This is a genomic window from Terribacillus saccharophilus, assembly GCF_046592595.1.
GTDB lineage: Bacteria > Bacillota > Bacilli > Bacillales > Amphibacillaceae > Terribacillus > Terribacillus saccharophilus_C.
In genome coordinates this window covers 226,841-250,529 of the sequence record NZ_JAWVPF010000009.1, presented here as the reverse complement: position 1 = coordinate 250,529, position 23,689 = coordinate 226,841, and the positions used below count along the sequence as shown (strand labels likewise).

21 protein-coding genes, 1 pseudogene and 1 riboswitch are annotated in these 23,689 nt (G+C 45.7%); of the genes and pseudogenes, 16 read left to right on the top strand and 6 right to left on the bottom strand.

Annotation, left to right across the window (positions count from 1 at the left end; all coding sequences use genetic code 11):
- Positions 1–214 precede the first annotated feature (214 nt).
- The 3 genes and pseudogenes from SFC25_RS16385 to SFC25_RS16375 form a co-directional block, all read left to right on the top strand.
- Positions 215–341: pseudogene (locus SFC25_RS16385) on the top strand (preQ(1) synthase); the annotation flags it as partial.
- A gap of 153 nt (positions 342–494) precedes the next feature.
- Positions 495–1,034 (top strand): LPXTG cell wall anchor domain-containing protein, encoded by a 540-nt coding sequence (locus SFC25_RS16380; protein WP_411216315.1) that lies wholly within the window; start codon positions 495–497, stop codon positions 1,032–1,034.
- A 60-nt stretch (positions 1,035–1,094) separates the two neighbouring features.
- Positions 1,095–1,727 (top strand): class D sortase, encoded by a 633-nt coding sequence (locus SFC25_RS16375; protein ID WP_411216314.1) that lies wholly within the window; start codon positions 1,095–1,097, stop codon positions 1,725–1,727.
- 27 nt (positions 1,728–1,754) lie between these two features.
- Here the strand turns inward: SFC25_RS16375 and SFC25_RS16370 are convergent, their stop codons facing one another.
- A complete protein-coding gene (locus SFC25_RS16370; protein ID WP_411216313.1) occupies positions 1,755–2,762 on the bottom strand; it encodes an NADP-dependent oxidoreductase in 1,008 nt (335 codons plus the stop codon).
- Between the two features lie 137 nt (positions 2,763–2,899).
- On the opposite strand from SFC25_RS16370, the gene SFC25_RS16365 reads away from it, so the two are divergent.
- The 3 genes from SFC25_RS16365 to SFC25_RS16355 all read left to right on the top strand — a co-directional run bounded on the left by SFC25_RS16365 (position 2,900) and on the right by SFC25_RS16355 (position 4,814).
- The gene (locus tag SFC25_RS16365) at positions 2,900–3,337 is read left to right on the top strand and encodes a DUF2188 domain-containing protein (RefSeq protein WP_411216312.1); all 438 of its coding nucleotides are present in this window, start codon (positions 2,900–2,902) and stop codon (positions 3,335–3,337) included.
- A gap of 140 nt (positions 3,338–3,477) precedes the next feature.
- Positions 3,478–4,389: a DUF1002 domain-containing protein gene (locus SFC25_RS16360; protein WP_411216311.1), complete on the top strand. Its 912-nt coding sequence runs from the start codon at positions 3,478–3,480 to the stop codon at positions 4,387–4,389.
- 38 nt (positions 4,390–4,427) lie between these two features.
- Entirely contained in the window at positions 4,428–4,814 is a 387-nt protein-coding gene (locus tag SFC25_RS16355; protein WP_095221146.1) for a RidA family protein, read from the top strand.
- A gap of 35 nt (positions 4,815–4,849) precedes the next feature.
- Here the strand turns inward: SFC25_RS16355 and SFC25_RS16350 are convergent, their stop codons facing one another.
- On the bottom strand, positions 4,850–6,079 hold the full coding sequence (locus SFC25_RS16350; protein WP_411216310.1) for an MFS transporter: 1,230 nt from the start codon (positions 6,077–6,079) through the stop codon (positions 4,850–4,852).
- Positions 6,080–6,313: 234 nt separating this feature from the next.
- On the opposite strand from SFC25_RS16350, the gene helD reads away from it, so the two are divergent.
- Entirely contained in the window at positions 6,314–8,626 is a 2,313-nt protein-coding gene (gene helD, locus SFC25_RS16345; protein ID WP_411216309.1) for an RNA polymerase recycling motor HelD, read from the top strand.
- A gap of 35 nt (positions 8,627–8,661) precedes the next feature.
- Here the strand turns inward: helD and SFC25_RS16340 are convergent, their stop codons facing one another.
- Positions 8,662–10,095, bottom strand: a complete 1,434-nt coding sequence (locus SFC25_RS16340; protein ID WP_411216308.1) for an anion permease — start codon at positions 10,093–10,095, stop codon at positions 8,662–8,664.
- A gap of 305 nt (positions 10,096–10,400) precedes the next feature.
- Positions 10,401–11,261, bottom strand: coding sequence for an NAD(P)-dependent oxidoreductase (locus tag SFC25_RS16335; RefSeq protein WP_411216307.1), 861 nt, complete (start codon positions 11,259–11,261; stop codon positions 10,401–10,403).
- A 103-nt stretch (positions 11,262–11,364) separates the two neighbouring features.
- Here SFC25_RS16335 and SFC25_RS16330 point away from each other — a divergent pair, with 103 nt between their 5' ends.
- The 3 genes from SFC25_RS16330 (at position 11,365) to SFC25_RS16320 (ending at position 14,326) form a co-directional block, all read left to right on the top strand.
- A complete protein-coding gene (locus SFC25_RS16330; protein ID WP_411216306.1) occupies positions 11,365–12,363 on the top strand; it encodes an LLM class flavin-dependent oxidoreductase in 999 nt (332 codons plus the stop codon).
- A gap of 63 nt (positions 12,364–12,426) precedes the next feature.
- Positions 12,427–12,538: riboswitch (SAM riboswitch) on the top strand.
- Between the two features lie 103 nt (positions 12,539–12,641).
- Positions 12,642–13,661 carry an LLM class flavin-dependent oxidoreductase gene (locus SFC25_RS16325; protein WP_411216305.1) on the top strand — a complete coding sequence of 340 codons (1,020 nt, stop codon included), beginning with the start codon at positions 12,642–12,644 and terminating at the stop codon, positions 13,659–13,661.
- A gap of 74 nt (positions 13,662–13,735) precedes the next feature.
- Positions 13,736–14,326, top strand: a complete 591-nt coding sequence (locus SFC25_RS16320; RefSeq protein WP_411216304.1) for an NUDIX hydrolase — start codon at positions 13,736–13,738, stop codon at positions 14,324–14,326.
- 38 nt (positions 14,327–14,364) lie between these two features.
- On the opposite strand, the gene SFC25_RS16315 is transcribed toward SFC25_RS16320, so the two are convergent.
- Positions 14,365–15,594: an aminopeptidase gene (locus SFC25_RS16315; protein ID WP_411216303.1), complete on the bottom strand. Its 1,230-nt coding sequence runs from the start codon at positions 15,592–15,594 to the stop codon at positions 14,365–14,367.
- Positions 15,595–15,647: 53 nt separating this feature from the next.
- Entirely contained in the window at positions 15,648–16,154 is a 507-nt protein-coding gene (locus SFC25_RS16310) for a hypothetical protein (RefSeq protein WP_411216302.1), read from the bottom strand.
- A gap of 108 nt (positions 16,155–16,262) precedes the next feature.
- Between SFC25_RS16310 and SFC25_RS16305 the strand changes: the two genes are divergently transcribed.
- The 6 genes from SFC25_RS16305 to SFC25_RS16280 all read left to right on the top strand — a co-directional run bounded on the left by SFC25_RS16305 (position 16,263) and on the right by SFC25_RS16280 (position 23,618).
- Positions 16,263–17,015, top strand: coding sequence for a 2OG-Fe dioxygenase family protein (locus SFC25_RS16305; protein WP_411216301.1), 753 nt, complete (start codon positions 16,263–16,265; stop codon positions 17,013–17,015).
- A 19-nt stretch (positions 17,016–17,034) separates the two neighbouring features.
- Positions 17,035–17,544 (top strand): GNAT family N-acetyltransferase, encoded by a 510-nt coding sequence (locus SFC25_RS16300; protein WP_411216300.1) that lies wholly within the window; start codon positions 17,035–17,037, stop codon positions 17,542–17,544.
- 196 nt (positions 17,545–17,740) lie between these two features.
- Entirely contained in the window at positions 17,741–18,706 is a 966-nt protein-coding gene (locus tag SFC25_RS16295) for a ring-cleaving dioxygenase (protein WP_411216321.1), read from the top strand.
- A 189-nt stretch (positions 18,707–18,895) separates the two neighbouring features.
- The gene (gene ade / locus SFC25_RS16290) at positions 18,896–20,689 is read left to right on the top strand and encodes an adenine deaminase (RefSeq protein ID WP_411216299.1); all 1,794 of its coding nucleotides are present in this window, start codon (positions 18,896–18,898) and stop codon (positions 20,687–20,689) included.
- A gap of 140 nt (positions 20,690–20,829) precedes the next feature.
- Complete coding sequence (locus SFC25_RS16285; RefSeq protein ID WP_411216298.1) at positions 20,830–22,155, top strand: Na+/H+ antiporter family protein; 1,326 nt, start codon at positions 20,830–20,832, stop codon at positions 22,153–22,155.
- A gap of 62 nt (positions 22,156–22,217) precedes the next feature.
- A complete protein-coding gene (locus SFC25_RS16280; protein ID WP_411216297.1) occupies positions 22,218–23,618 on the top strand; it encodes an amidase in 1,401 nt (466 codons plus the stop codon).
- Positions 23,619–23,689 lie beyond the last annotated feature (71 nt).

Here is a 23,689-nt window from a genome sequence, read left to right as displayed (position 1 = left end):
AGAGTCTATTGACATGCTAATTAGAACCCACGGTTTCCCACGAGTTAAATTGTATTTTTAAATCTTTTCATAAGCAATTAACTCTTCTACTTTATATTTTCACCTTTGAACAATTCTAGCAGAGCAAGATGCTGGGAGATACTTGTAGTGGATAGGCAATTGGTCAGGAATGGTTTGCCGACATTGTCTAAGCAGGCAAATACGCCTTTTGAATAAGTTCGCACCACGTGGCGGGATCAGCATACGTCAACTACGGCCGTCCAGGCGCGAAGTATGAGCAAATGGCAGATCATCGCATGATGAACCATGATATGTATCCGGAGAAAGTGGATAATAGATAAAAAAATCCCCAGAATTCGAGTGAATTCTGGGTTTTTTATGTAAATTTTAAGATCAGTAGTTGTCGAATAAGTACTTTGATTGTCGAATGGGTAGAAAAAAATAGATTTCTATGTAAAATATGGAGTGAAAATACATATTTGAGGGAGATTTATATGTCTAAATTTATCACAGGCTTTTTCGTTCTTATGCTGCTAGTTGTCGGATTTGGTGGGAATGTGAGTGCCGCTGATAAGAATTGCGGAGATTTTAATGGTGATGCAGATGCTATTGCAAAGTTTTGGGTAGATAATGGCTATAGTGCTGATAATGATCCTCACGATTTAGATCGTGACAATGATGGATTACCATGTGAGGCTGACCAAGCTGCTATCGACAAATATAAAGCTCAAAAAGAAGAGCAAGAAGCTAACGCGGTGGAAGATAACAACGACACAGTCGCTTCAACAAATGATAATTCCGAACAATCTACACAGAATAAAGAAGAGTCTTCTACTTCTGAAAGTGATAGTTCTACCAATTCTAGTGCTGAATCAGTTTCTGCTGCTAAAGAGGATAAAGAAGAAGTTTCCGCTCCGCAAGGTGAGGAGCTTCCAAAAACAGCAACAAATAATGGTGCACTTATGATGATTAGTTTCGGACTGGTAGCTGCTGGTATTTTAACGCTCGTTCTTAAAAAGAAACAAAGAGTATAAAGTATTTGGAGACTTGAGACTGGACGATGTCTGGTCTTTTTCCTTTAGGGAGTGAAAGATATGAAAAAGCTGATTGGTTTAACATTCCTTTTTGCAGGAATTATCTTAGGTATCTTTACGCTTATGCAATGGAATGAAAGCTCGTCTTCTGCTAAGGAGTTTGATGCAGTAGATAAAAAGAAAGCCGAAGCTATCATTAAGGAAACTCGAGTCCAAGAAGATATAAATAAACAGCAGTCGGAGGAATCTGCTGCTGCACCTGCTGAGGAAGAGGATTACCCGACTGGCGAGAAAGTTGCCATGCTCTCCATTCCAAAGATAGAAAAAAAGTTCTCGGTATTCTGGGGGACGGATGAAGACACGCTAACTAAAGGTGTGGGCATGATGGAAAGTGATAGTACCACAACGCCAGCAGGAAAAAGGCACACTGTACTGAGCGGACACCGAGATACTGTTTTTGTGGAACTCGGGGAATTAGTGGAGGGGGATCATCTGCTTGTGACCATGGATGATACAGATTACACATATGAAATAACGGATATTTGGATTACGGATGACGGTGACAGATCTGTTATTGTACCGAAGGAAACTGCTACATTAACATTAACAACTTGTTATCCGTTTGACTTTATCGGTCATGCAGATCAGCGGTATATTATTCAAGGTGAATTAATTGGACAAACGAAAGCCTGACAGTTAAAGGACTGTCAGGCTTTCGCTTTACTCTTCTTCCGCTACTTTCACTAACTGCTTCCCTAGATTCTCCCCCTTGAACAATCCAAGAAAAGCATCTGGTACATTCTCAAAACCGTCCACTACGTTTTCTTCAAACGTAAGTTTATCCTGGCTGAACCATTCAGACAGCTGTTTCTTTCCTTCAGCGAAGCGGTCGCTGTAGTCACCTACGATGAAGCCTTGCATTTTGGCTTTGGATTTGACGAGATAGCCGTGGACGCGAGGTCCTTGATCTTCTTTTTTATTATAAGAAGAGATGCTGCCGCAGAGCGGAATGCGTGCGTGCGCATTGAGCAGCGGGTAAACTGCATCAGATACGGGTCCGCCGACGTTGTCGAAATAAACATCCACACCATCCGGACATGCTTTCTCCAATGCTTCTGCTACATTGTCTTCCTTATAGTTGATTACTTCATCCGCACCGAGTGTGTTTTTCACATAATCGAGCTTCTTCGGGGAGCCTGCGATGCCGACAACGCGCGCACCGAGGATTTTGGCGATTTGGACAACGGTTGAACCGACTGCACCAGCTGCGCCTGAAACAACAACTGTTTCACCGGCCTTTGGTTCACCGATATCAGTCAAACCGAAGTATGCTGTAAGACCAGGCATTCCCATCACGCCTAATGCAGTGGAAATCGGTCCTAGCTCCGGATCTACTTTTTGCAGATTATCTGGATTTGCTGCATTGTAACGAGCCCATGGCAGGTTTCCAAGTACATAGTCGCCTTTTTGGAATTTATCTGATTTGGATTCGGTCACTTGACCGACAATGCCGCCTGAGATGGGAGCGTCGAGTTCATATGGCGGTACATAGGATTTTGTATCGTTCATTCGACCACGCATATATGGGTCGACACTGATATAGATACTCTTGATGAGCACCTGTCCTTCTTCGGGCTCTGGTATTTCTGTTTCAACAAAGCGGAAGTTCTCTTCTGTTGGTGTGCCTTCCGGACGTTTAGCTAATTGGATTTCTTCATTTTTTGCCATGTGCCATCATCTCCTTTTTGATAATAGGGCAATTGTAAGATGGGTAAGTGACTCATACAACTCTTTTGCTTATTGTGTTTTATTGATACTGCAGCGGGAATAGTATGTACATAAAAAAACGCAAAGGAGTTTTTAGCATGCCATGGACGATGGACGATTATCCTGCTTCGCTTAAAAATCTGGACAAGCCAGTAAAAAAGAAAGCCATAGAAATTGCCAATGCGATGGTGGATGAAGGCTACGATGAAGGCAGGGCTATTCCCATTGCGACGAATCAGGCGAAAGAGTGGAAGTCGAATGCTTCCGAAAAGGAAGTGAAGGACTTTCTAAAGAACGATGATTCGACGAAGCGTGATTCGAATGCCTCCCACAGTAATTCAGATCTGATAGATAATGCGGAGGAAGTGGTTCCGCATGATGAGGGCTGGGCAGTGCAGGCAAAAGGGTCAAAACGGCCTTCACAGGTGTTCGATAACAAGCAGGATGCAATCAAACGAGCGAAAGAGATTGCGGATAATAAAGGGACCGAGACGATCATCCATAAAAAAGACGGTTCTGTTCAGAAGCGTTCCTAAAAGAAGAGCTGTATCACTTGTGATACAGCTCTTTTTGTATACCTGCTATCCGAGGGAGCGTAGGATAAGACTTTATTTATTTTCAGAAAAGCTTATAATGGGGAAAGCAAGACCATATTGAAGAAAAGGTGGATCATTCCATGAGAGGGTTAACCAAATGCATAGCGGCTTGTTTCGCGGTTGCTTTGATGTTCAGCTTTGCCTTTTCCGATGTTGTATCCGCAAGTACAGGAAAGAACACGGATAGTATCAATGAAAAATTCGGCTTGCCGATTGTTGTAGTTGGAGATTCATTATCAGAAGCACAAAAAGAACAAGTAAGGGAAGACCTTGGGGTTACAAATACGGATAATATAAAAGAAATTCCGGTTACAGCAGATGATATCGTGAAATACATAAATGGAGATGCCAATTCCAGAATGTATTCTTCTGCGATGATCACAAGGGAAGATGAGGGTCATGGACTGGATGTCCAAATCGTTACACCAGATAATATTACACAGGTAACAGTGGATATGTATAAAAATGCTTTGCTGACAGCTGGTATTGAGGATGCAACAGTGGATGTAGCTTCCCCGGTCAAGGTTAGCGGCCACTCCGCTTTGACAGGTATTTACAAAGCGTATGATACAGCGGACGGCAACCTGGATCCGGAACGGACCGAAGTTGCCAATGACGAGCTTGATCTGGCTACGGATCTTGCGCAGAAGGAAGGCATGAATAACGAAAAGGTTACCCAGCTTCTGACAGACATAAAACAAGAAATTGCTGAGCAAAATCCTGCAACAAGGGAAGATGTCGAGCAGATTGTAACCGATCAGCTGAGCAAGCTGGAAATCAGTCTGAGTGATGAAGACCGTCAGCTGCTTATCGATCTTTTCGATAAGATGCGCCAGTTGGATATCAATTTTGATGGTGTGAAATCACAGCTTGATGACATTGCTACCACAATCCAGGACAAGATAGATGAAGTGGCTGGGAACGAAGGTTTCTGGCAAAGTGTGAAGGATTTCTTCAAGTCTATAGGTGACTTCTTCAAAAATCTGTTCTAGACTTCGTAATAAAATCTATTTAAATTAGGAGAGATACGATGCGTAACATCATTCAAACTGACAAAGCACCACAAGCAATCGGACCTTATTCCCAAGCGGTGGAAACTGCAGGAACTGTCTATATTTCCGGTCAGATTCCATTGGATCCGGCAACAGGGGAAATGGCAGGTACAATCGAAGAACAGACAGACCAGGTAATGAAGAATTTGTCTGCTATTTTGGAGGAAGCTGGATTGTCATTTGACCAAGTTGTCAAGACGACAATCTTCCTGACTTCCTTGGATGACTTTGCGGCTGTGAATGAAGTATACGGGCGTCATTTGTCCGAACCATATCCGGCACGTGCAACAGTAGAGATTTCCAAACTGCCTAAAGGTGCGAATGTTGAAATCGAAGCCATTGCCGTCCGAAGCTTTAATATGTAAGAAAAAAAGATTGCCGATATGTTCGGCAATCTTTTTTAAATGGAAGAGGTCCGAGTCCGTGTTTTTGCGCGGGCATTCCGGATGTGAGCTGTCAGCAAGGTGATACCGCAGATGATGAGCAGTGCACTTGTCATATAAAATACGGCTGAAAAGCCAAAGTATCCAGCCATCATACCGCCAAGTATCGGACCGATGAAGTTTCCGAGGAAGCGGAGGCTGTTATTATAACCGAGTACTTCTCCTTGCATCGTAAGCGGAGCAGCTTGACGGATATAGGCAACTCGTAAAGGGATGATACCGCCTATCGCCATGCCGAGAAGAAGACGGATGACAGCGAGTTCCCATACAGAGCCGACCAGTGCACCGGGTATATAAACGATACCAGCTGCAAAAATAAGACCAATCAGAATCTTGATATACCCGATACGGTCGCCGAGCTTGCCCCAAGTCCTTGTCATAAGCAAGTTCCCAAGACCCGCGGCAGAAAATGCGATACCAGAGTAAAAAGCTATATTCTCAGGTCCGTGCAGTTCTTGGACATATAAAGATAAAATAGGCTGGACACTGAAATTAGCTATCTGTATCAAGGAGCTTAAGATGAGTACTACCAGCAAGATCGGATCTCGCAGGATATGCGCCAGCACTTCCTTTGAGCTATAGTGAGACTTTTCGCCTTTTTGAACCTTGACCGGATACTCCTTTGTACCGAAAGTAACCAAGAGGGCAGAGGTGAAGACACTTAGCGATACGAGCAGGAATGTACCGTGGAAGCCGATACTGTCTGCGAGTATACCGCCAATCATCGGGCCGAAAAGCATACCTGTGATGCTCCCGGTCTGCAGGGTGCCAAGCACCCGCCCGGCAATGTGGCTGGGTGTCTGAGTCGAGATGAAGGCTTGTGAAATACCGATGAATCCTGTGAAAATTCCCATGAAAACACGAAGCATGAATAGCTGCCAAACATTTTCGGTGAATCCGAGCAGGAGAATGGAAACCCCCATGCCGAAGGAAGATATGATCAGAATCAATTTCCGTCCATACCGATCGCCGATTTTACCCCAAAATGGCGAACAGATGAATGCGGTAACAAAAGTCACCCCGAAAATGATACCCGACCAGCTCTGAACCTCCCGTTCAGATAATGTACCGAATGATGAAATATATAAGGACAGAAATGGCATGATCATACTAAGACTCGCCGAGATGAAGAAGTTGGCGAACCACATGATAAACAGATTACGCTTTGCGAGCTGTTCGTCTGTCATGAATGAAAAACACTTCTTTCGCATTAATATTTCGATTCCCTAACTAATTATACACACGAATAGAAAGGATATGCAAAGGGATAGCTTGGAAATGACAGGATAGAGAAAAATTGCAGGGGAACAATGAACATGGTAAAATAGAGGATGTTCTGCTAATATAACATAATTTAGCAAACCATTTAAAATTATACATCATTTATATATAAATGTCAATTGTTTTGGAGGGACGCCGCTATGACAGAAGATGAAAAGGATTTGAAGGACGAACAAGCCCGTGTGGTCCGTGTCCAGGAGACGATTGAAAAGAAACGGGAAAAAACGGCAGGCATGATTCAAGGTCTGCGGGAGAAAGTAATCGATCTGCGGAAGAACTTCTGGGAGGATGTAACCGTAAACCTGGATGAGCCGGATGATGTGAACGAAACACAAGCCAGCTTGAAACAGCAAGCGGAGCTATTAGGGGAGCGGGAGCGGACGCATCAGCAAATCCACAATGAAGTGAAGACGCTGGATCGGCTGCAGCGCAATCCTTATTTTGGCCGTATCGACTTCAGGGAAGAGGGTGCTGATCGCGACGAAGAAATCTATGTTGGCTTAGCGAGTCTGATGGATGAGAAAGAAGAGGATTTCCTTATATATGATTGGCGTGCCCCGATCTCCAGTATGTATTACGACTTCTCGCCTGGCGGTGCTTCGTATGAAACAATCGAAGGCAAGATAGAAGGGGATATGACGCTTAAACGACAGTTCATCATCCGGAATGGCAAGCTTGTTGCCTTGTTTGACACTGGAGTGACGATTGGTGACAGCCTGCTGCAGTATGTTCTGGGCGGTAACGCAAGTACAGAGATGAAAAGTATCGTTGCCACGATTCAGAAGGAGCAGAATCAAATCATCCGTAATGAGTCTGCGGCTAACCTGATTGTACAAGGTGCGGCAGGCAGCGGGAAAACATCTGCTGCGCTGCAGCGTGTTGCGTACCTGCTCTATCATTATCGTGATCGCATTACAGCTGAGAATATCGTGCTGCTCTCACCGAACCCGCTGTTCAACAGCTATGTATCCAATGTCTTGCCAGAGCTTGGGGAAGATAATATGAAGCAAGCCACTTTCTATGCGCATATGGATGCACAGCTGGAAGGCAGGGAGACGATCGAGACCCCATTTGAACAAATGGAATATATGCTGCTTGCTTCCCGGGAGGAAAAAGAGCAGCGGCTGGCTGGAATACAGTATAAAGCAAGTCTTGATTTCAAAAAGTATATCGATGACAAGCTGGAAGAATTCAAGAGTGCCGGGCTTATCTTCAAGGATGTCAGCTTCCGCAAGCAGCGCATCGTGAGCAAGCAGGAAATTCAATCCTATTTCTATAGTCTATCCAACACCCTGCCGATTTCAAATCGAGCAGAACTGACGGCAGCTTGGATCGTAGAAAAGCTGCAGCTTTGGGGCGAATGGGAAACAAGGAAGGACTGGGTCCGGGAAGAAGTCGAGCTGATGGAGAAGGAAGACTATGTCGAGGCCTTTTCCGAGCTTCAGAAGAAAGACCGTACAGAAACAGATGACTTTGAGGAAAATAAACAAGAAGAAGAAATCCTGCGTAAATGGGTTGTCGAGCGAAAGCTTCGCCCATTGATCAAGAAAGTGCGCAAGCATGCCTTCATCAATGTGAAAAAGTCCTACTTGCGTATGCTGACAGCAGAAATACGCCCGGAAATGCCTGCATCCTGGACGGAACTGTATGAAACAACCAAGCAAAGTCTTATTCGCAAGTATATGAGCTGGGAAGATGTGACACCGTTTGTTTACTTCCGTGATAAGGTGCTTGGTGATCGTTCGGATAAAACGATTCGGTATGTGCTTATTGATGAAGCGCAGGATTATTCTGCCTTCCAATTCGCTTACCTGCAGCAGGCATTCCCTAATGCCCGTATGACCTTGCTTGGCGATATCAACCAGGCTATTCAGGCACACGCCCTGACAGGGGAGAATGTGCTCTCTGGCAATACTGCCGACAGCCATCGAATCGAGCTATGGCGCAGCTATCGTTCGACGAGACAGATTGTTGATTTCACGAAAGAGCTTCTGGATCATGCGAAGAAAATCCAGCCATTCAATCGGGATGGAGATCTTCCGACACTGACGGAAGCAGCAGATGATACAGAGAGGCGCAAGCTGATTTTGGATAAAATCCGTTCTTTGAAGGAAGCTGGCTATGAGACGATCGCTGTTATAGCGAAGACGAGCAAAGAAAGCAAACAAGCGCATAACTGGATCAAGGAAGAAATGGATGCGGATTTGATTACGGAAACAACCTCCCAGTATAAAAAAGGGTTATCGGTTATCCCGGCATACCTGGCTAAAGGTATCGAATTCGATGCTGTTATTTTATACGATGTCTCGGATGAGGCGTATGGCCATGAATCGGAGCGTACCTTACTTTATACAGCATGTACACGGGCGATGCATGAATTGCATATGTACAGTGTTGGTAACTTGAGTCCGTTTATCGAAGCGGCAGATGCTGCTACGTATACAAGTAATTAAAAAAACAGGAATCCACGAGGGATTCCTGTTTTTTATTACCATAGACCAATCAGTTTCCACCATAATCCGCCGATACCGATCCAGACAACAAGGTGGATGATGGAGATGAGGAAGCCGAGTCCCCACCATTTTTGCTGTGTGACGAAGCCTGCACCAAAGAATACTGGAGCAGGACCGCTACCGTAGTGTGTCAGACAGCCGAACAAGTTACTGAAGAAAGCTAACAATAGGGCTGACAATAATGGCGGTGCTCCTGCAGCCACAACCACCGATAGGAAGGCCGCATACATAGCGCTGACGTGTGCTGTGTTACTCGCAAAGAAATAATGGGAGTAGAAGTACACAATAGCCAATATGAGCAAAGCGACAGGCCAGGAAAGTGTACTTACGACATTCCCCATGATGTCACTGAACCAAGGCACAAGGCCAAGTTCGTTCAAATAATTCGCCATCATGACAAGTACAGCGAACCATACAAGTGTATCCCAAGCACCTTGTTCCTGCTTGATATCGGACCAAGTCAATACTTCTGTCAGCAATAGGACGACTAGTCCGATGAATGCTGCTGTCGTAGAGCCGATTCCGAAGTTTTCGCCAAAAATCCATAATACAAGGAGAAGCAGGAATACACCGATCATATACCATTCAGAACGCTTCAGTTTACCCATGCTTTCCAGTTTTTCTGTTGCCATTTCGGTCGCCTTCGGTGTCTCCTTGATTTCAGGAGGGTAAAGCTTGAAGATGACGAATGGAATAACGATCAAGCTGATGATACCAGGTACGATGGAAGCAAGAATCCAGCTGCCCCATGAGATCGATTGACCAGTAACACTCTCTGCTGCGCTTGCTGCCAATGGGTTTGCTGCCATTGCTGTCAGGAACATCGCGGAGGTGATTCCGTTACCCTGGTACGATGCAAAAGTCAGGAAGGAACCAATTTTACGTTCCGTACCGTCACCGCTTCTAGAACCATAAGAATTTGATAGTGACTGGATGATTGGAAAAATAATACCACCGGCACGAGCTGTATTGGATGGCATAGCCGGAGACAGGATCAAGTCGCTGCCAATCAATGAGTAAGATAAGCCCAATGTTTTCTTACCGAATAGACGAACGAACAAATAGGCGATTCTGGATCCGAGACCAGTTTTGATAAAACCTCTGGAAATAAAGAATGCAATGACGATGAGCCAGATTGTACTATTCTGGAATCCGCTCAGCGCTTCTTCTAATCCAAGTGTTTTTGTCAAAACGATGGCAGTCAATGACAGGATCGCTACACTGCCCATAGGCATCGGTTTGATGATCAGACCAATGATCGTAGCAACAAAGATGGCGAATAGATGCCAGGCTTCTGCTTTAACACCATCAGGTGAAGGGATGAACCAAAGGATTACCCCAATCAGAACTGTGATTAGGAGCGGAATCCATTTGACCTCCCGTTTAGGTTTGTTAGATGAATCAGCCATGATGAAGACTCCTTTTGAAAGTAATTAAATTAATAAAACCATAATTATATTAGCATAAAAATATTGATATGAAAGTATTCCGATTGGTCATAGCATGCTTTTGTCTGATTTAAAAAATTTAATAAACCATGGAGATTATAATGATTATAATTTGGTGGAAATAAGCAAAAAAATACTTCACACAAATTAAGTATCTCAGAGCTAGATACCCTGTACCCATTGTTAATATGCCAATATTAATTAAAAAAAATAAATGAGAATAAAAAAAGAATCCGAAAAAATTCGGATTCTTTGTCTAATGTGTGTCAATCCCTTGCTAAAAGTGCATAAACGGCAGCAACATCCTGTTTGCCATAGCCATTCTTTTTTGCTAACGCATACAGCTCTTTGACGCTGTTTGTCATCGGCAGAGGAGCACCCGCTTCATAAGCTGTTTCAGAAATCTGCTGCAAATCTTTGTATGCATGCTCCAGAGGGAATTGCGGGTCAAAGTTCTGCTGAAGAATCGTATCCCGTTTACCTGCTTGGATATCACTCGTCACTGGAAGAGCAAGCAATACATCCATCAGATGCTCCCGGTCAAGACCGACTGCTTCCCCGAAGCTGATTGCTTCCGATAAGCCAGTAAGTGATTGAACAAGCAGCATATTCACTGCCAGCTTAGTGGAAGAGCCATTCCCATTGGCGCCCATATGCTGGATGCTTTGTCCCATTTTCTCAAGCAAAGGCGTAATTTCTTTCACATTTTGTTCCTCTCCGCCGACTAGGAAGTGCAATTTACCTTGCTGGGCTGGTGCCTTTGAACCTGAGACAGGTGCGTCAACAAAACGGATATGATGCGCACGAGCAGCTTCAGCCATTTCTTTTGTGAACGCAGGCTTAACAGTACTGACATCCACCCATAGACTATTTTCTTTCATGCCGCTGAAAAGCCCATCTTCTCCATAAGCAACTGCCCGTACAGCAGCTGGGTCTGTCAGCATCGTAAATACGATATCAGCTTGTTCCCCGACTTCCCGAGGCGATGCTGCCCAGACAGCCCCTTTATCCAATAGTGTTTGTGCTTTCTCTTTTGTGCGGTTATAGACTACTAATTGTTCGCCTTTTTCGAGCAGATTTGCTGCCATGTTTTGTCCCATGATTCCTAATCCGATAAATCCGATCATATGAGCACCATCCTTTTTATTCAGTCATGTCTAGCATACAGAAAAACAGATTGTTTTTAAAAGTCTTTCGCACAGGATATGATACAAAGAAGGAGTGAAGAGAATGAAGCTTAGTATATTGGACCAATCCCGCATCAAAGAAGACGGAAATGCGACAGAGGCATTGAATGAAACAGTACGGCTGGCAGAGCTTGCTGACCAGCTTGGCTATACGCGTTTTTGGGTATCCGAGCATCACTCTGGCAGCCTTGCCCACAGCAGTCCCGAGCTTATGATGGGTCATCTTGCAGCTAAAACATCCCGCATCCGTATCGGATCAGGCGGTGTTATGCTGCCTCATTATAGTGCGTATAAAGTAGCTGAAAATGCAAGATTGCTCGAAGCGCTTCATCCTGGAAGGATCGATCTTGGCATCGGACGGGCTCCTGGAGGGATGCCTGCGGCAAAAAGGGCACTGCAGGAGCATAAGGCTGTGCCGGAGGATTGGTATGATCAGCAAATACGTGATTTGCTTCATTATTTGGACATAAGAAGAGAAGAGAAGCATCGGTTTGGAGATTTGGCAGCAATGCCGAATATCAACACTGCTCCGTCTGTCTGGCTGCTGGGCGGCAGTGCGGGAAGTGCGGGTCTTGCTGCATATCATGGAATCGGTTTCGCTTATGCCCAATTCATTCGCGGTGATAAAGACGCAGAAGTTCTGGATGTGTATAAGAAAGCCTTCCGGGGAGGGAAGCAGCAGCCGCAAACGATGGTCAGTCTGTTTTTATTCTGTGCCGAGACAACAGAGGCCGCAGAAGCATTGGCCAAAAGCCATGAGGTTGCATCGCTGCTTCAGCAACAGGGCAGACCAGTCAAAGGAACGCTGCGTCCGGATAAGGCAGCAGCATATAAAATGTCTCCTTATGAGAAGGAACTTCTTGAGGATAACCGTCCGACCATGGTGATCGGGACACCGACTGAGGTGCTGCAGCAGCTCAGAGAGCTGGAAGGTTACTACGGCGGAAATGTTGAGTTCATGCTCACCAGCCCTGTTTATGAAGAAAAAGCAAGGCAAGATGGGTTCCGCCTTTTGATGGAGACATATCGGCAGTGGGAATAACAGTTATTCTGTTTGAATCAGACACTGCTAATCTGGTATAGTAGGATGTACAATTCATATGAAATCTTATAACGAGTGGCGGAGGGAAAGGCCCGATGAAGCCCGGCAACCCACTGCAGGAGGGCAGTCCTGCAGGAAGGTGCTACGACCTGCAGCAAAAGCTGCGTGATAAGATGACGACGGCTGCAATACAGAGCTTCTTCTCGTCGAAGAAGCTTTTTTAGTAGAATCGATGTGTCGTTCGGTAGGATTTCCTATGTGCAAAAGGAGTAATAACAATGAAATATGCATACTGGCAGCCAGTTTCAAGCAGCTGGCTGCGTCATGTAGAGGATGGAGGACCGCTGAGTCTGTCAGATGTGCAGCATACAGCGCATATGGCGGAGAACTTGGGGTTTAATGCCGTCTTTCTTCCAGACACTTACCTCTATCAAGGAATAAACGCCGATCAGAAGCTGGATTTCTGGGAAGCTGCTAGTGCTATTGCGGAGGCAACCGATAAATTGCACATCATGGCAGCAGTCCGTCCAAGCATCGATCAGCCTGTGGAAGCAGCGAGACAGGCCGTAATGATTGATCAGATTAGTAATAGCCGTTTTTCACTGGCTGTCGTTTCTTTTCTGCGTGAAGAAGAACAGAAACGACAAGATGGCGATATAGCTGGTTCAGAGGAATTTTATCTGCAGACAGAGGAATTCTTTGAAGTGCTTCGCGGAGTGTGGACAGCGAGCAGTTACACTTATGATGGTTTGTATTATCAAGTAAAGCATGTCGACTATTTGCCGGCAGGCAAGAGCAAAGAGATTTCCCCATTATATGCGGGCGGAGAAAGCGACTATTTGCGCCAGACAATTGCTGAGACATGTGATGCGTATGTCATGAAGGGCGGCACCGTGCAGGAAGTGGCTAGTATGATCGCTGATATGCAGATTCGACGTGAAGCAGCTGGGAAGTCCCCATTCACCGAATTCGGTATGACAGCTTATGTTATTTGTCGAGAAACAGAGGAAGAAGCTTACCAGGAATGGGAAAGAATTACCGGTGCGGATTACGAGTCATATATAACAGAGGAAGAACTGGCACAGAAAAGCAAGATTAGTGACGACGCTGTTTCAGCAAGGGGACTGCGGCCGCATTTAGTTGGAACACCATTACAAATCGCGCAACGGATACTCGCTTACGAGCACGCTGGTGTCAGTCTTCTGCTGCTGCAGTTCTCGCCGCATAGGCAGGAGATGGAGCGTTTCGCGAACGAAATCATACCACTGGTCGAGGAAATGCGCGATAACTCGATTTGATTGGAAATATACGGTAGACAAGCTTGGCGATATCGCTTACATTAGAAAAAAAGGAATAACTATGGGGGCAAAACATGGAGCTATTGACGATTTTCGATGAGCAGCATCGGGAGCTTGGGGTGAAAGAAAGACAGGAAGTCCATCGTGACGGGGACTGGCATGAAACTTTCCACTGCTGGTTCGTGGAACATGATGGTACAGAACTATACATTTATCTACAGCAGCGTTCTTTCAATAAAAGTGAATTTCCCGGGAAATACGACATTACCGCAGCTGGTCATCTGGAAAGCGGCGAAACGCCTGTGGTCGGAGGCCTGCGTGAAGTACAGGAAGAATTGGGTGTTACGCTTCAAGAGAGCGATCTTTTTTATAAAGGCATCATTCAAGAAGAACTATTCGCTAAGAACTTGGTCGATCGGGAGTTCTGTCACCAATTCTTCTACTATTTGGAGGAACTGCCGGACATCCTCTTAAACGAAGAAGTAGTACAAATCGTGAGGATGCGGGTGAATGATCTAGAGAAGCTCGTTGAGGGAAGAGCGGCAAGCGTTGAAGCAGAAATTGTGGCAGGTGCACCACGTCAGCGAATCGAGGTAGAGCATGATGCACTTTGTCCCCATCAGCTTGGCTATTACCGGGAAGTAATCATGATATGCCGTACATAGTAAAAGGAGCAGCGTTGCGCTGCTCCTTTTCTGTAGCCTTAAAAAGCCCAGTTTCCATTTTCGAAGATAGCTTCGGTCGTACCATCAGGTGTTTCGCCTGTGATGGATAATTCACCGGAACCGACCATGAAATCGACATGCGTCAAACTGTAGTTGAATCCGATCGCCTTCAGCTCTTCTTTTGATTTACTGCGGGCATCCTTTACGCACATGCCAATTGCTTGACCGAGCGCCAAATGGCAGGAAGCATTTTCATCAAAAAGCGTGTTATTGAACACGATTCCAGACTGGGAAATAGGCGATTGATGCGGTACTAGCGCAACCTCTCCAAGGAATTGTGCCCCTTCATCTGTTTTCAGCAGGTTCTTCAATGTTTCATAGCCTTTTTCGGCTTTAAAATCTACCACTTTTCCATTCTCGAAAGTAAGGGAGAAGTTCTCCAGCAATGTACCTGCATAATTCAATGGCTTCGTGCTGCTCACAGTTCCGTTTACTCCGTCTTTAACTGGAATAGTAAATACTTCTTCTGTAGGAAGATTCGGGATGTATGTAGAACCATCTTCTTTCATGAATTCTGCGCAAGTCCAGAAGGAATCAGGATGCAGTTCAATCGTTAGATCAGTCCCTGGACCCGTATAATGGAGCTTACGATAATCGCGTGCATTTAAATGGTCAGCATTCTTCTTCATGGCTGCAACATGCTGTTCCCACAGCTCGACTGTATTCTCCTGATCGGAGCGAGTTGTATAGAAGATGGCATCCCATAGCTTATCGATAGCTTCCTGTCCTTGTGATTCGGGAAAGACAGATTCTGCCCATTCGACAGTAGGTACCGAAGCAATCAGCCAGTTTATACGACCATTCGTCTTGTGAGCTTGATAGCCTTGTCTGGCAGCACCCGCTGCTTTTGTATAGCGTGCAACCCTTGCTGGATCAATTCCGTCAAATAGAGAAGGGTTCGGTGTCTTGAGTTCAAGAAATGCAGTATCTGCAGCTGCCAATTCTTCATAGACACGACCGCGGAAGGGTGTGAAGTAATCCAAATCCTCTTCTTTGGCGTGCTTTACTTTCGCTTTTGTGATGTTATCGTCCTGATAATCGACAATAACGTCCCTTAATCCAGCTTCGTATGCTTTCTGGGCTACCACCTTTGTAAAAGGCGCAGCAGCTAGATCAGCTACAATCATCAAGTCCTGTCCTTGCTTAACTTTCAAACCGATATGCAGCAGCAACTCGGCATATTTCTCTAATTTCTGTTCAAATTGCATGTCAAAATCCCCCTTAATCATACTATCTTCATCATTTTACCAGAAAATTATGACTAGAGTCTGTACTCGAGTGAGAATTTTGCGATAGGCTCAAAATGGGATGAGTGCTTAATATGGCGCGGAAAGATCCAACGTCTGGATAGCTGTCTCCGAGCACTGGTCAAATCGGTGCTGGCACCGCTCCAGAAAGCCTGCCAAACGAACTTGGTGCAATAATTCCAAGCAGGGTCTGCCAAAGCGCGGCTGAAACGGTAACCTTTCATCAAGCTGATGGAACGTTCTGCCCAATCTGCTGCACCAAACGGATCTATTTTTGGGCGGAGCAGTGTAATCGTACCGCCATGACGGTGACGCGATAGATACGCTGTCAAGGATTCGGTGATACCGCCAGATGGATGCGCATGAAAAATCCTTCCGTGATTACCGACAATGCCAGCGTGGCTGAAGAAGAAGGTGGAAGGTCCGATCGAGCTGTACAATACATCTCCGGCCTGCAGCAGCGCTTGGATCGTGGAGGCTGTCTGGAAGAGCTTCTCAAATTCTGCTTTGGATTTCCTCATATAGGTCACTCCTTATTCAAATGTCACAAAATCGCAAACGAAAGCATGTTCCTTTATCTCTGCATGTATTATGATAGAGAAAGATTATAGATTTGTGGAGGTTTAAGCATGAACGCATTAGAGAAACAAGGGTACAGCATATATGATTTACAAAAGGATCTGGCATATGAGGGGATGGAGCAGGATTTAGCTGAAATCCAGGCTGTCTTCGATACGCTTCCGGCAGACAGCTATGCACTGGATCTGAACCGCTATCGCCGCTATTCACGGGCAATCATCTTCGATAAAGATGGCCGTTTGGAATGGCTGCCTGGTATTGAACGGGAAAACGGCAGTATGGCACAGTATTTCCAAGGACGCTTCAATCCGGAGTACGTTGATTCCTATCGTGAATTCCCGTCTCTTCCGGATCATATCCTGGAAAATAAATTATTGCAGAAAATTATCATGCATGACTATCACGAAACTTTCTGGCGTAAAGAAGATCTGATCCTGCCAGTTCACGCGGGCATTCATTTTGTGAAGCTGGAAGTGACAGAAGAGGGACAAGAGGGCGTGTCTTCCCCGAACTTGATCCATCAGGATGGAGAGCCTTTCACATTTGCTCATCTTATTAAGCGTGACAATGTTGTCGGCGGCCTTAATATCATTGCAACACCAGCTTGTGCAGGAAAGCTTCCGAAAGATGCGGACTCCAGTCAGTTCCATGAAAGCTTTGAAATCCATAAGCCATTGGAATCCTACGGTGTGCATGATGAGGCGGTCAGCCATTATGTCAGCCCAATCCAAAAAGGCGAAGCAGATCGCCCAGGTGTACGAGCTGTCCTGTTGATTGATTTTCAGCCAACTGTACTAGCTTAATTCCAAGAGGAGGGTCAGGATGACAGTTACTATACGTGATGCAGGAAAAGCTGACTGCTGGAGAATCGGAGAGATCAGTATGCTGGGCTGGCAATCTGCTTATCAGGATATATTGCCAGCTGACTACTTAGCTGCTATTCGTGTCGAAGACAGGGCAGCTCGATTTGAAAGGGTGCTGGAATCCGGATCCTTATTGCATGTTGCAGAAGCCGGCGGAAAGATTGTCGGTTTCATAAGCGGAGGCAAATGCCGGGATAGTGTACATCCTGATTACGATGGAGAGGTATACGCAATTTATTTGGATCCCGATCATATGAAGCGCGGGATTGGGAAGCTGCTTATGCGATCTCTGGAAAAACAGCTTGTGGCCGGAGGGATGTCAGGCGTGATAGCGTGGATGCTAGTCGGGAATGACGCCAAGCATTTTTATGAAAGCCTAGGCGGAGTGGTAATCGCCGAAGACAAACTTGAGATTGATGGGGGCCCTTACCCTGAAATTGCATATGGATGGAAAATAGCGGACAGATGATGCCCGCTATTTTTTTATGGATAAGGTTTTCCGTGTTTGTAAGTATAGTTCCCTATCAAAGGTGAACTTGAAGTAGCAGGTATCGTCTATTACTTTATTCTATCAATAATGGCAGGAAGCATTTGCATTTTTATTCGAACTAAGTTACATTTTGTAAGTAACTAATATATTGTACGTTTAGGGGGCGAAGCAGATGATGGAGCTTCACGGTATTCACCACGTTTCAGCCATAACAGCAAACGCAGCGGATAACTATGATTTTTATACAAAGATAATGGGGATGCGCCTTGTCAAAAAGACAGTCAATCAAGACGATACATCGATGTATCATCTTTTCTATGCTGACAAACTTGGCAGTCCTGGAACAGATCTGACCTTCTTCGAAATTCATAGAGCAGGCCGGACGTATACGGGGAATAACAGTATTTCCCTTACCTCCTTGCGTGTCGCATCAGATGAAGCAATTCGTTATTGGGCTGATCGTTTAGAAGGATATGATATTCAGTCACAAGAAGTTGAACTGCAAGGACGAAGAGTTATCTGCTTCGAGGATCCTGAAAAGCAGCGGCTCATGCTCGTGTCGGATGAGCAAAATGAAGGCGTGCCAGCCGGAATTCCCTGGGAAGGCTCCGATGTTCCAGCAGAGTTTGCCATCATTGGGCTTGGACCTGTAAAGCTGACAGTTCCTGAGCTTGAACCCACAGAGCGCGTCTTGCTTGAACTGATGGGGTTCCGCAAGAAAACAGAGGCCAAGCTTGCTGATGGTACGAATTTGTATATCTATGAAGTTGGCCAAGGCGGTACAGGAGCCGAGGTGATGATAGAAGTCATACCAGAATTGCAGCGGGAGCGACCCGGCCGCGGCAGTGTACATCACGTAGCTTTCCGGGTTAAGGACAGGGAGGAACTGGAGCGGGCAAAGAAAATCCTTTATGCAGCTCACTTGCCAAATTCCGGACTGGTAGATCGCTATTACTTCCAGTCACTTTATTTCCGGGAGCCCAACGGTATCTTGTTTGAGCTTGCGACAGACGGTCCTGGATTCGCTACGGATGAAGATCCAGAAGCTTTAGGTGAGACACTTGCACTTCCACCGTTTCTCGAAGGGGAGCGGGAGAGTATCGAGGCCAGGCTGACACCGCTTGATACGAAAAAGAAATAACAGCTGGAAACCGCCTGACAGGGCGGTTTTTTCATATGGCGGGGTTGACGCAAGCAGCGGAAGTATGATTCTATAAATAGAAATAAATGCGTATAAGAAAGAGAGTTTCCCGAGCTAGCGTTCCATAGTGCCGGGAATTTTTTACACGTTTATGGGCATAACGTATAAGGATAATAGGAGTTGAACACAGTGGGAAAAAGAACGAAATTATATGAAGCAGCAAAGCGATTAGGTGAGGTTGCATTAGGAAAGCGTCCCGCTGATTTGATTATCCGAGATGGTGTGCTAGTCAACGTATTCACAGGAGAACTGCTGGAGCATACAGATGTTGTCGTATCAGGCGATCGGATAGCACTGGTCGGAAAAGCATTGAAAGAGCATGAAGGACCTGACACAAAAGTGATAGAAGCAAATGGACAATACCTAGTACCAGGGCTGATCGACGGTCATATGCATGTGGAAAGTACGATGCTTTCCGTGACGGAATTTTCCAAGGCAGCACTTGCAAAAGGCACAACTACTGTATTCATGGACCCTCATGAAATTGCGAACGTGTTCGGTATAGAAGGTGTTCGTTACATGCACGAGGAAGGGCAGCAGCTGCCATTGAAAGTGTATACGACGTTCCCGTCATGTGTACCGGCAACAGATGATTTGGAAGATGCGGGAGCAAGCCTCACTGTAGCAGATATACAGGAAGGACTTACGTGGGAGAATGTCCAAGGATTGGGAGAAGTAATGAACTTCCCTGGTGTCATTTATGGAGATAGCAAAATGCATGGGGAAATAGCTGAGACTATAAAAGCTGGCAAGACTGTTACCGGCCATTTCCCTTCAGAGGACCCATATGCGCTGCAGGCATATATCGCTGCAGGCGTTACATCGGACCATGAAACAATTGCAAAAGAAGATGCACTGGCTAAATTGCGTGCAGGTTTGCATGTACAGATTCGCGAAGGATCAGCATGGCGTGACGTGAAGGAAGTTATCAAAGTGATAACGGAGTATAAGGTCGACACGCACAATATTTCGCTGGTGACAGATGACGTTTATCCGGAAACATTAATCACAAAAGGACATATGAACCACGTTGTCCGCCGAGCGATCGAGGAAGGGCTTGATCCTGTGATAGCAATCCAGCTTGCTACGATCAACTCGGCTCGATATTTCCATATGGAGAATGATATTGGCAGCATCAGTGCTGGTAAATTTGCGGATTTACTTCTTATAGAAGATTTGCAGCAGATGGAAGCAGCTACTGTTATCGCGGATGGAAGCATCCAATTTGAAAATGGTGAGCTGCAGCAAACATTCCCTACATACACGTATCCGGATGCTGTGCGAAGCTCCGTCCATCTTGCGCGTGAAATGAAAGCCGACGATTTTCTGCACCATACAGATCGCCCAGACGGTGACGTAAAAGTAAATGTAGTCAAAGCAATTGAAGGAAGTGCACGGACAGAGAAGATGACAGCCATCTTACAGGTGCAGGATGGGGCTGTACAGATCGATAAGGAACAGGACATCATCCATTTAACATGTATCGAGCGGCATAAAGGAACCGGCCAAATATCCAATGTATTTGTCCATGGCTTCCAGTTCCAGTATGGAGCAGTCGCTTCGACGGTGGCACATGATAGTCATAATCTGCTTGTCATGGGCGTAAATCGAGAAGATATGGCCATCGCTGCAAACCGACTGGCAGAAATCGGCGGCGGGCTTGTTGCTGTACGGGATGGCGAAGTTTTAGCAGAATTACCGATGCCGATTGCCGGACTGATGTCCGATCAGCCATTGGAAACAGTCGTTGAACAAGTAAGTAGTCTCGTGAAAGCCTGGGAAAACCTCGGGTGCAGCATAACGGATCCGATTATGACATTCTCCTTGATTGCTTTGGCGGTTATTCCAGAAATTCGCGTAACAAACCGAGGTCTTGCAGATGTCACCACATTCGAGCTGATTAATGTGGTTATATCGGATTAAAAAGAGGGAAACCAGCAGAAATGCTGGTTTTTCTTATGGCGTGAATATTCCGATTTATCCTGGATTCATTGACAAAAAGTTAGATTATCTGTTATTGTACTTTAATACTTTACCATAATAAAGCGATGGAGGAATTAGAAGTGAATGCAGTTGTTATAGCAGTTATTGCAGTGCTGGTTCTCAGTTTGCTGCGAATTAACGTTGTTTTTTCATTGATATTAGGCTCCCTGATCGGCGGATTAGTCGGAGGGCTTGGAATAGATGGAACGCTCACAGCGTTTACAGATGGTGTAGGAGGAGGCGCGAATGTTGCCTTGAGCTATGCGATGCTCGGCGGATTTGCCGTTGCGATTGCTAGTACAGGACTTCCGGAAGCCATGGTGCGGGGAATCATCTCCATCAGCGGGAGCAAAGATACCGCATACGCTAAAAAGCGTACACGTGCACTCATTCTTATCTTGATTCTGATCATGGCCTGCTTCTCGCAGAATTTGATTCCAGTGCATATCGCATTTATACCATTATTGATTCCGCCGCTTTTGAAAATCTTCAATGAATTGCAAATCGACCGCCGCTTAACGGCTACCATTCTGACATTTGGTCTGGTTACACCATATATGCTGATACCGGCGGGTTATGGTCAAATATTCCATGATATCGTAGCAACGAATATGACATCGAGCGGCTTGGAAGTAAGCTCCGATCAAGTGACAAAGGCTATGATAATTCCTGCACTTGGCATGGTAGTAGGCCTGATCATTGCGCTATTCTCTTATCGGAAGCCAAGGACATACCAAGAGATCGATTTGCCTGTGGCGGATGAAGTGAAAGAAAAAAATGTGCAGTTGAAAACAAGTGCATTGATTTTCTCTATCGCAGCTATTGTTGCAGCATTAGCTGTTCAAATTTGGACTGATTCCATGGTATTCGGCGCATTAGCCGGTATAATCGTGCTTTATATTACAAGAACGGTGAAATGGAAAGAAGCAGATACGATTTTAACTAATGGGATGCGGCTGATGGCATTCATCGGTTTTGTTATGATCGCAGCTTCCGGCTTTTCCAGTGTTATCGGAGCTACGGGTGATGTGGAATCCTTGGTTAAAGATGCAGCAGCTGCCATCAACGGCAGTCAGGCGCTTGGTGCCTTGCTGATGCTTGTCGTAGGTTTACTTGTCACGATGGGAATAGGTTCTTCCTTCTCAACGGTACCGGTAATTGCAACTATTTTTGTACCGTTGGCAGTTGAGTTAGGTTTCAGTCCAATGGCTATCATTGCATTGGTTGGTACAGCAGGTGCACTTGGTGATGCAGGATCGCCTGCTTCTGATAGTACACTTGGACCGACATCCGGATTAAATGCTGATGGTCAGCATGATCACATGTGGGATACCGTTGTTCCGACGTTCCTGCACTACAATCTCCCTGTTATCGCACTCGGCTGGATTGCCGCTATGGTCCTCTGACGGTTGAACGCGGGACAAGCTAGCGTTATGATACGTGTAGAGGATAAAAAGGGGCGATGAAAGTGGAAGGCAAATCAGTACGTGAATTAGTAACAGCTATTAAAAGCAAGGAAATTTCTCCTGTTGAGGTTGCTGCCTATTATTTGGCTCAAACAGAGCGTAAAAACGGTGAGATCAATGCATTCGTTACCATGAATGATAAGCTGCTTGCCGAAGCGAAAGAGGCAGAAGCGGCAGTCATGCGCGGGGAGGAGACAGGCCTGCTGCATGGTATTCCAGTAGGGATCAAAGATCTCACACCGGTAAAAGGGATGCGTACCACTTTTGGCTCACCAGCGTATAAGGATCACATTGCTGACAGGGACGCTACAATCGTTAAGCGTCTCCGTCAAGCAGGTGCTCTGATCATGGGTAAGACGAACACACCTGAATTTGGTCATAAAGGCACGACAGATAATATGGTATTTGGTGCGACTGTGAATCCCTGGGATCATTCCAAAACAGCTGGGGGATCCAGTGGCGGGGCTGCCGCTGCCGTTGCTGCAGGAATGGTGCCGCTGGCAGAAGGAAGCGATGGGGGAGGCTCCATCCGTATTCCGGCAAGCTTATGCGGCGTATTCGGTTTTAAGCCGACATACGGTCGTATTCCGATGGATAACAATCTGGGGAATGTATTCGGATCAAGTTCTCCGTTCGTCAATCATGGACCGCTCTCGAATCATCCTGATGACAGTGCGCTTTTCCTTGAGGCAGTCCAGGGCCCTTCCACGACAGATCCATTCAGTCTGCCGCTTTTAGACAGTCATATCGGCTCATCCTATTTAGAGGAACAAGCCCAAGGTTTGCGTATTGCCTATACTCCGGATTTTGGCATGTATGCTGTTGACCCGGAAGTAAGAAGCGTTGTGGAAGCAACATTCGATAATTGGCAGGCGCTCGGAATGTCCATTGAGACAGTAGATCTTAATTTTGATATGGATAGACATGAATTCAATGGATTCTTTACGAGCATGTGGTATGCGTCTTCAGCAGCAGGAAGCGCAAAATTGCTTGAAAACAATCCGGAATGGGTTTCTGATTCCTACCGCGATATGATCGAAAAAGGCAAGCCATTGATGGCTTCCGATTATCGTGCGTATGAAAGAAATCGTTCGACAGTCTGGAATAGACTGCAGACGGTACTCCAGGATTATGATTTAGTGCTGTCACCGACACTAGCGGTTCCTGCATTCGACTATCATTTGTTAGGTCCGTCTGTCATTGATGGACAGCAAGTAAAGGAGGATGCAGACTGGATGATGACACATGCGTACAATGTTACTGGTCTTCCGGCCGCTTCCGTGCCGGCAGGACTTTCACAAGGGCGCTTGCCGATCGGCATGCAGCTGGCTGCTAACCGATTCCAGGATGCACGTGTGCTTCGTGCAGCCAAAGCCTATATGGATGCCTATCCACTACGCTAAAAAGCAGCTTCGGCTGCTTTTTTTATTTTTGCTCCAAAAATCCCGGTTGCTTTACAGAAAATTAACCAGAA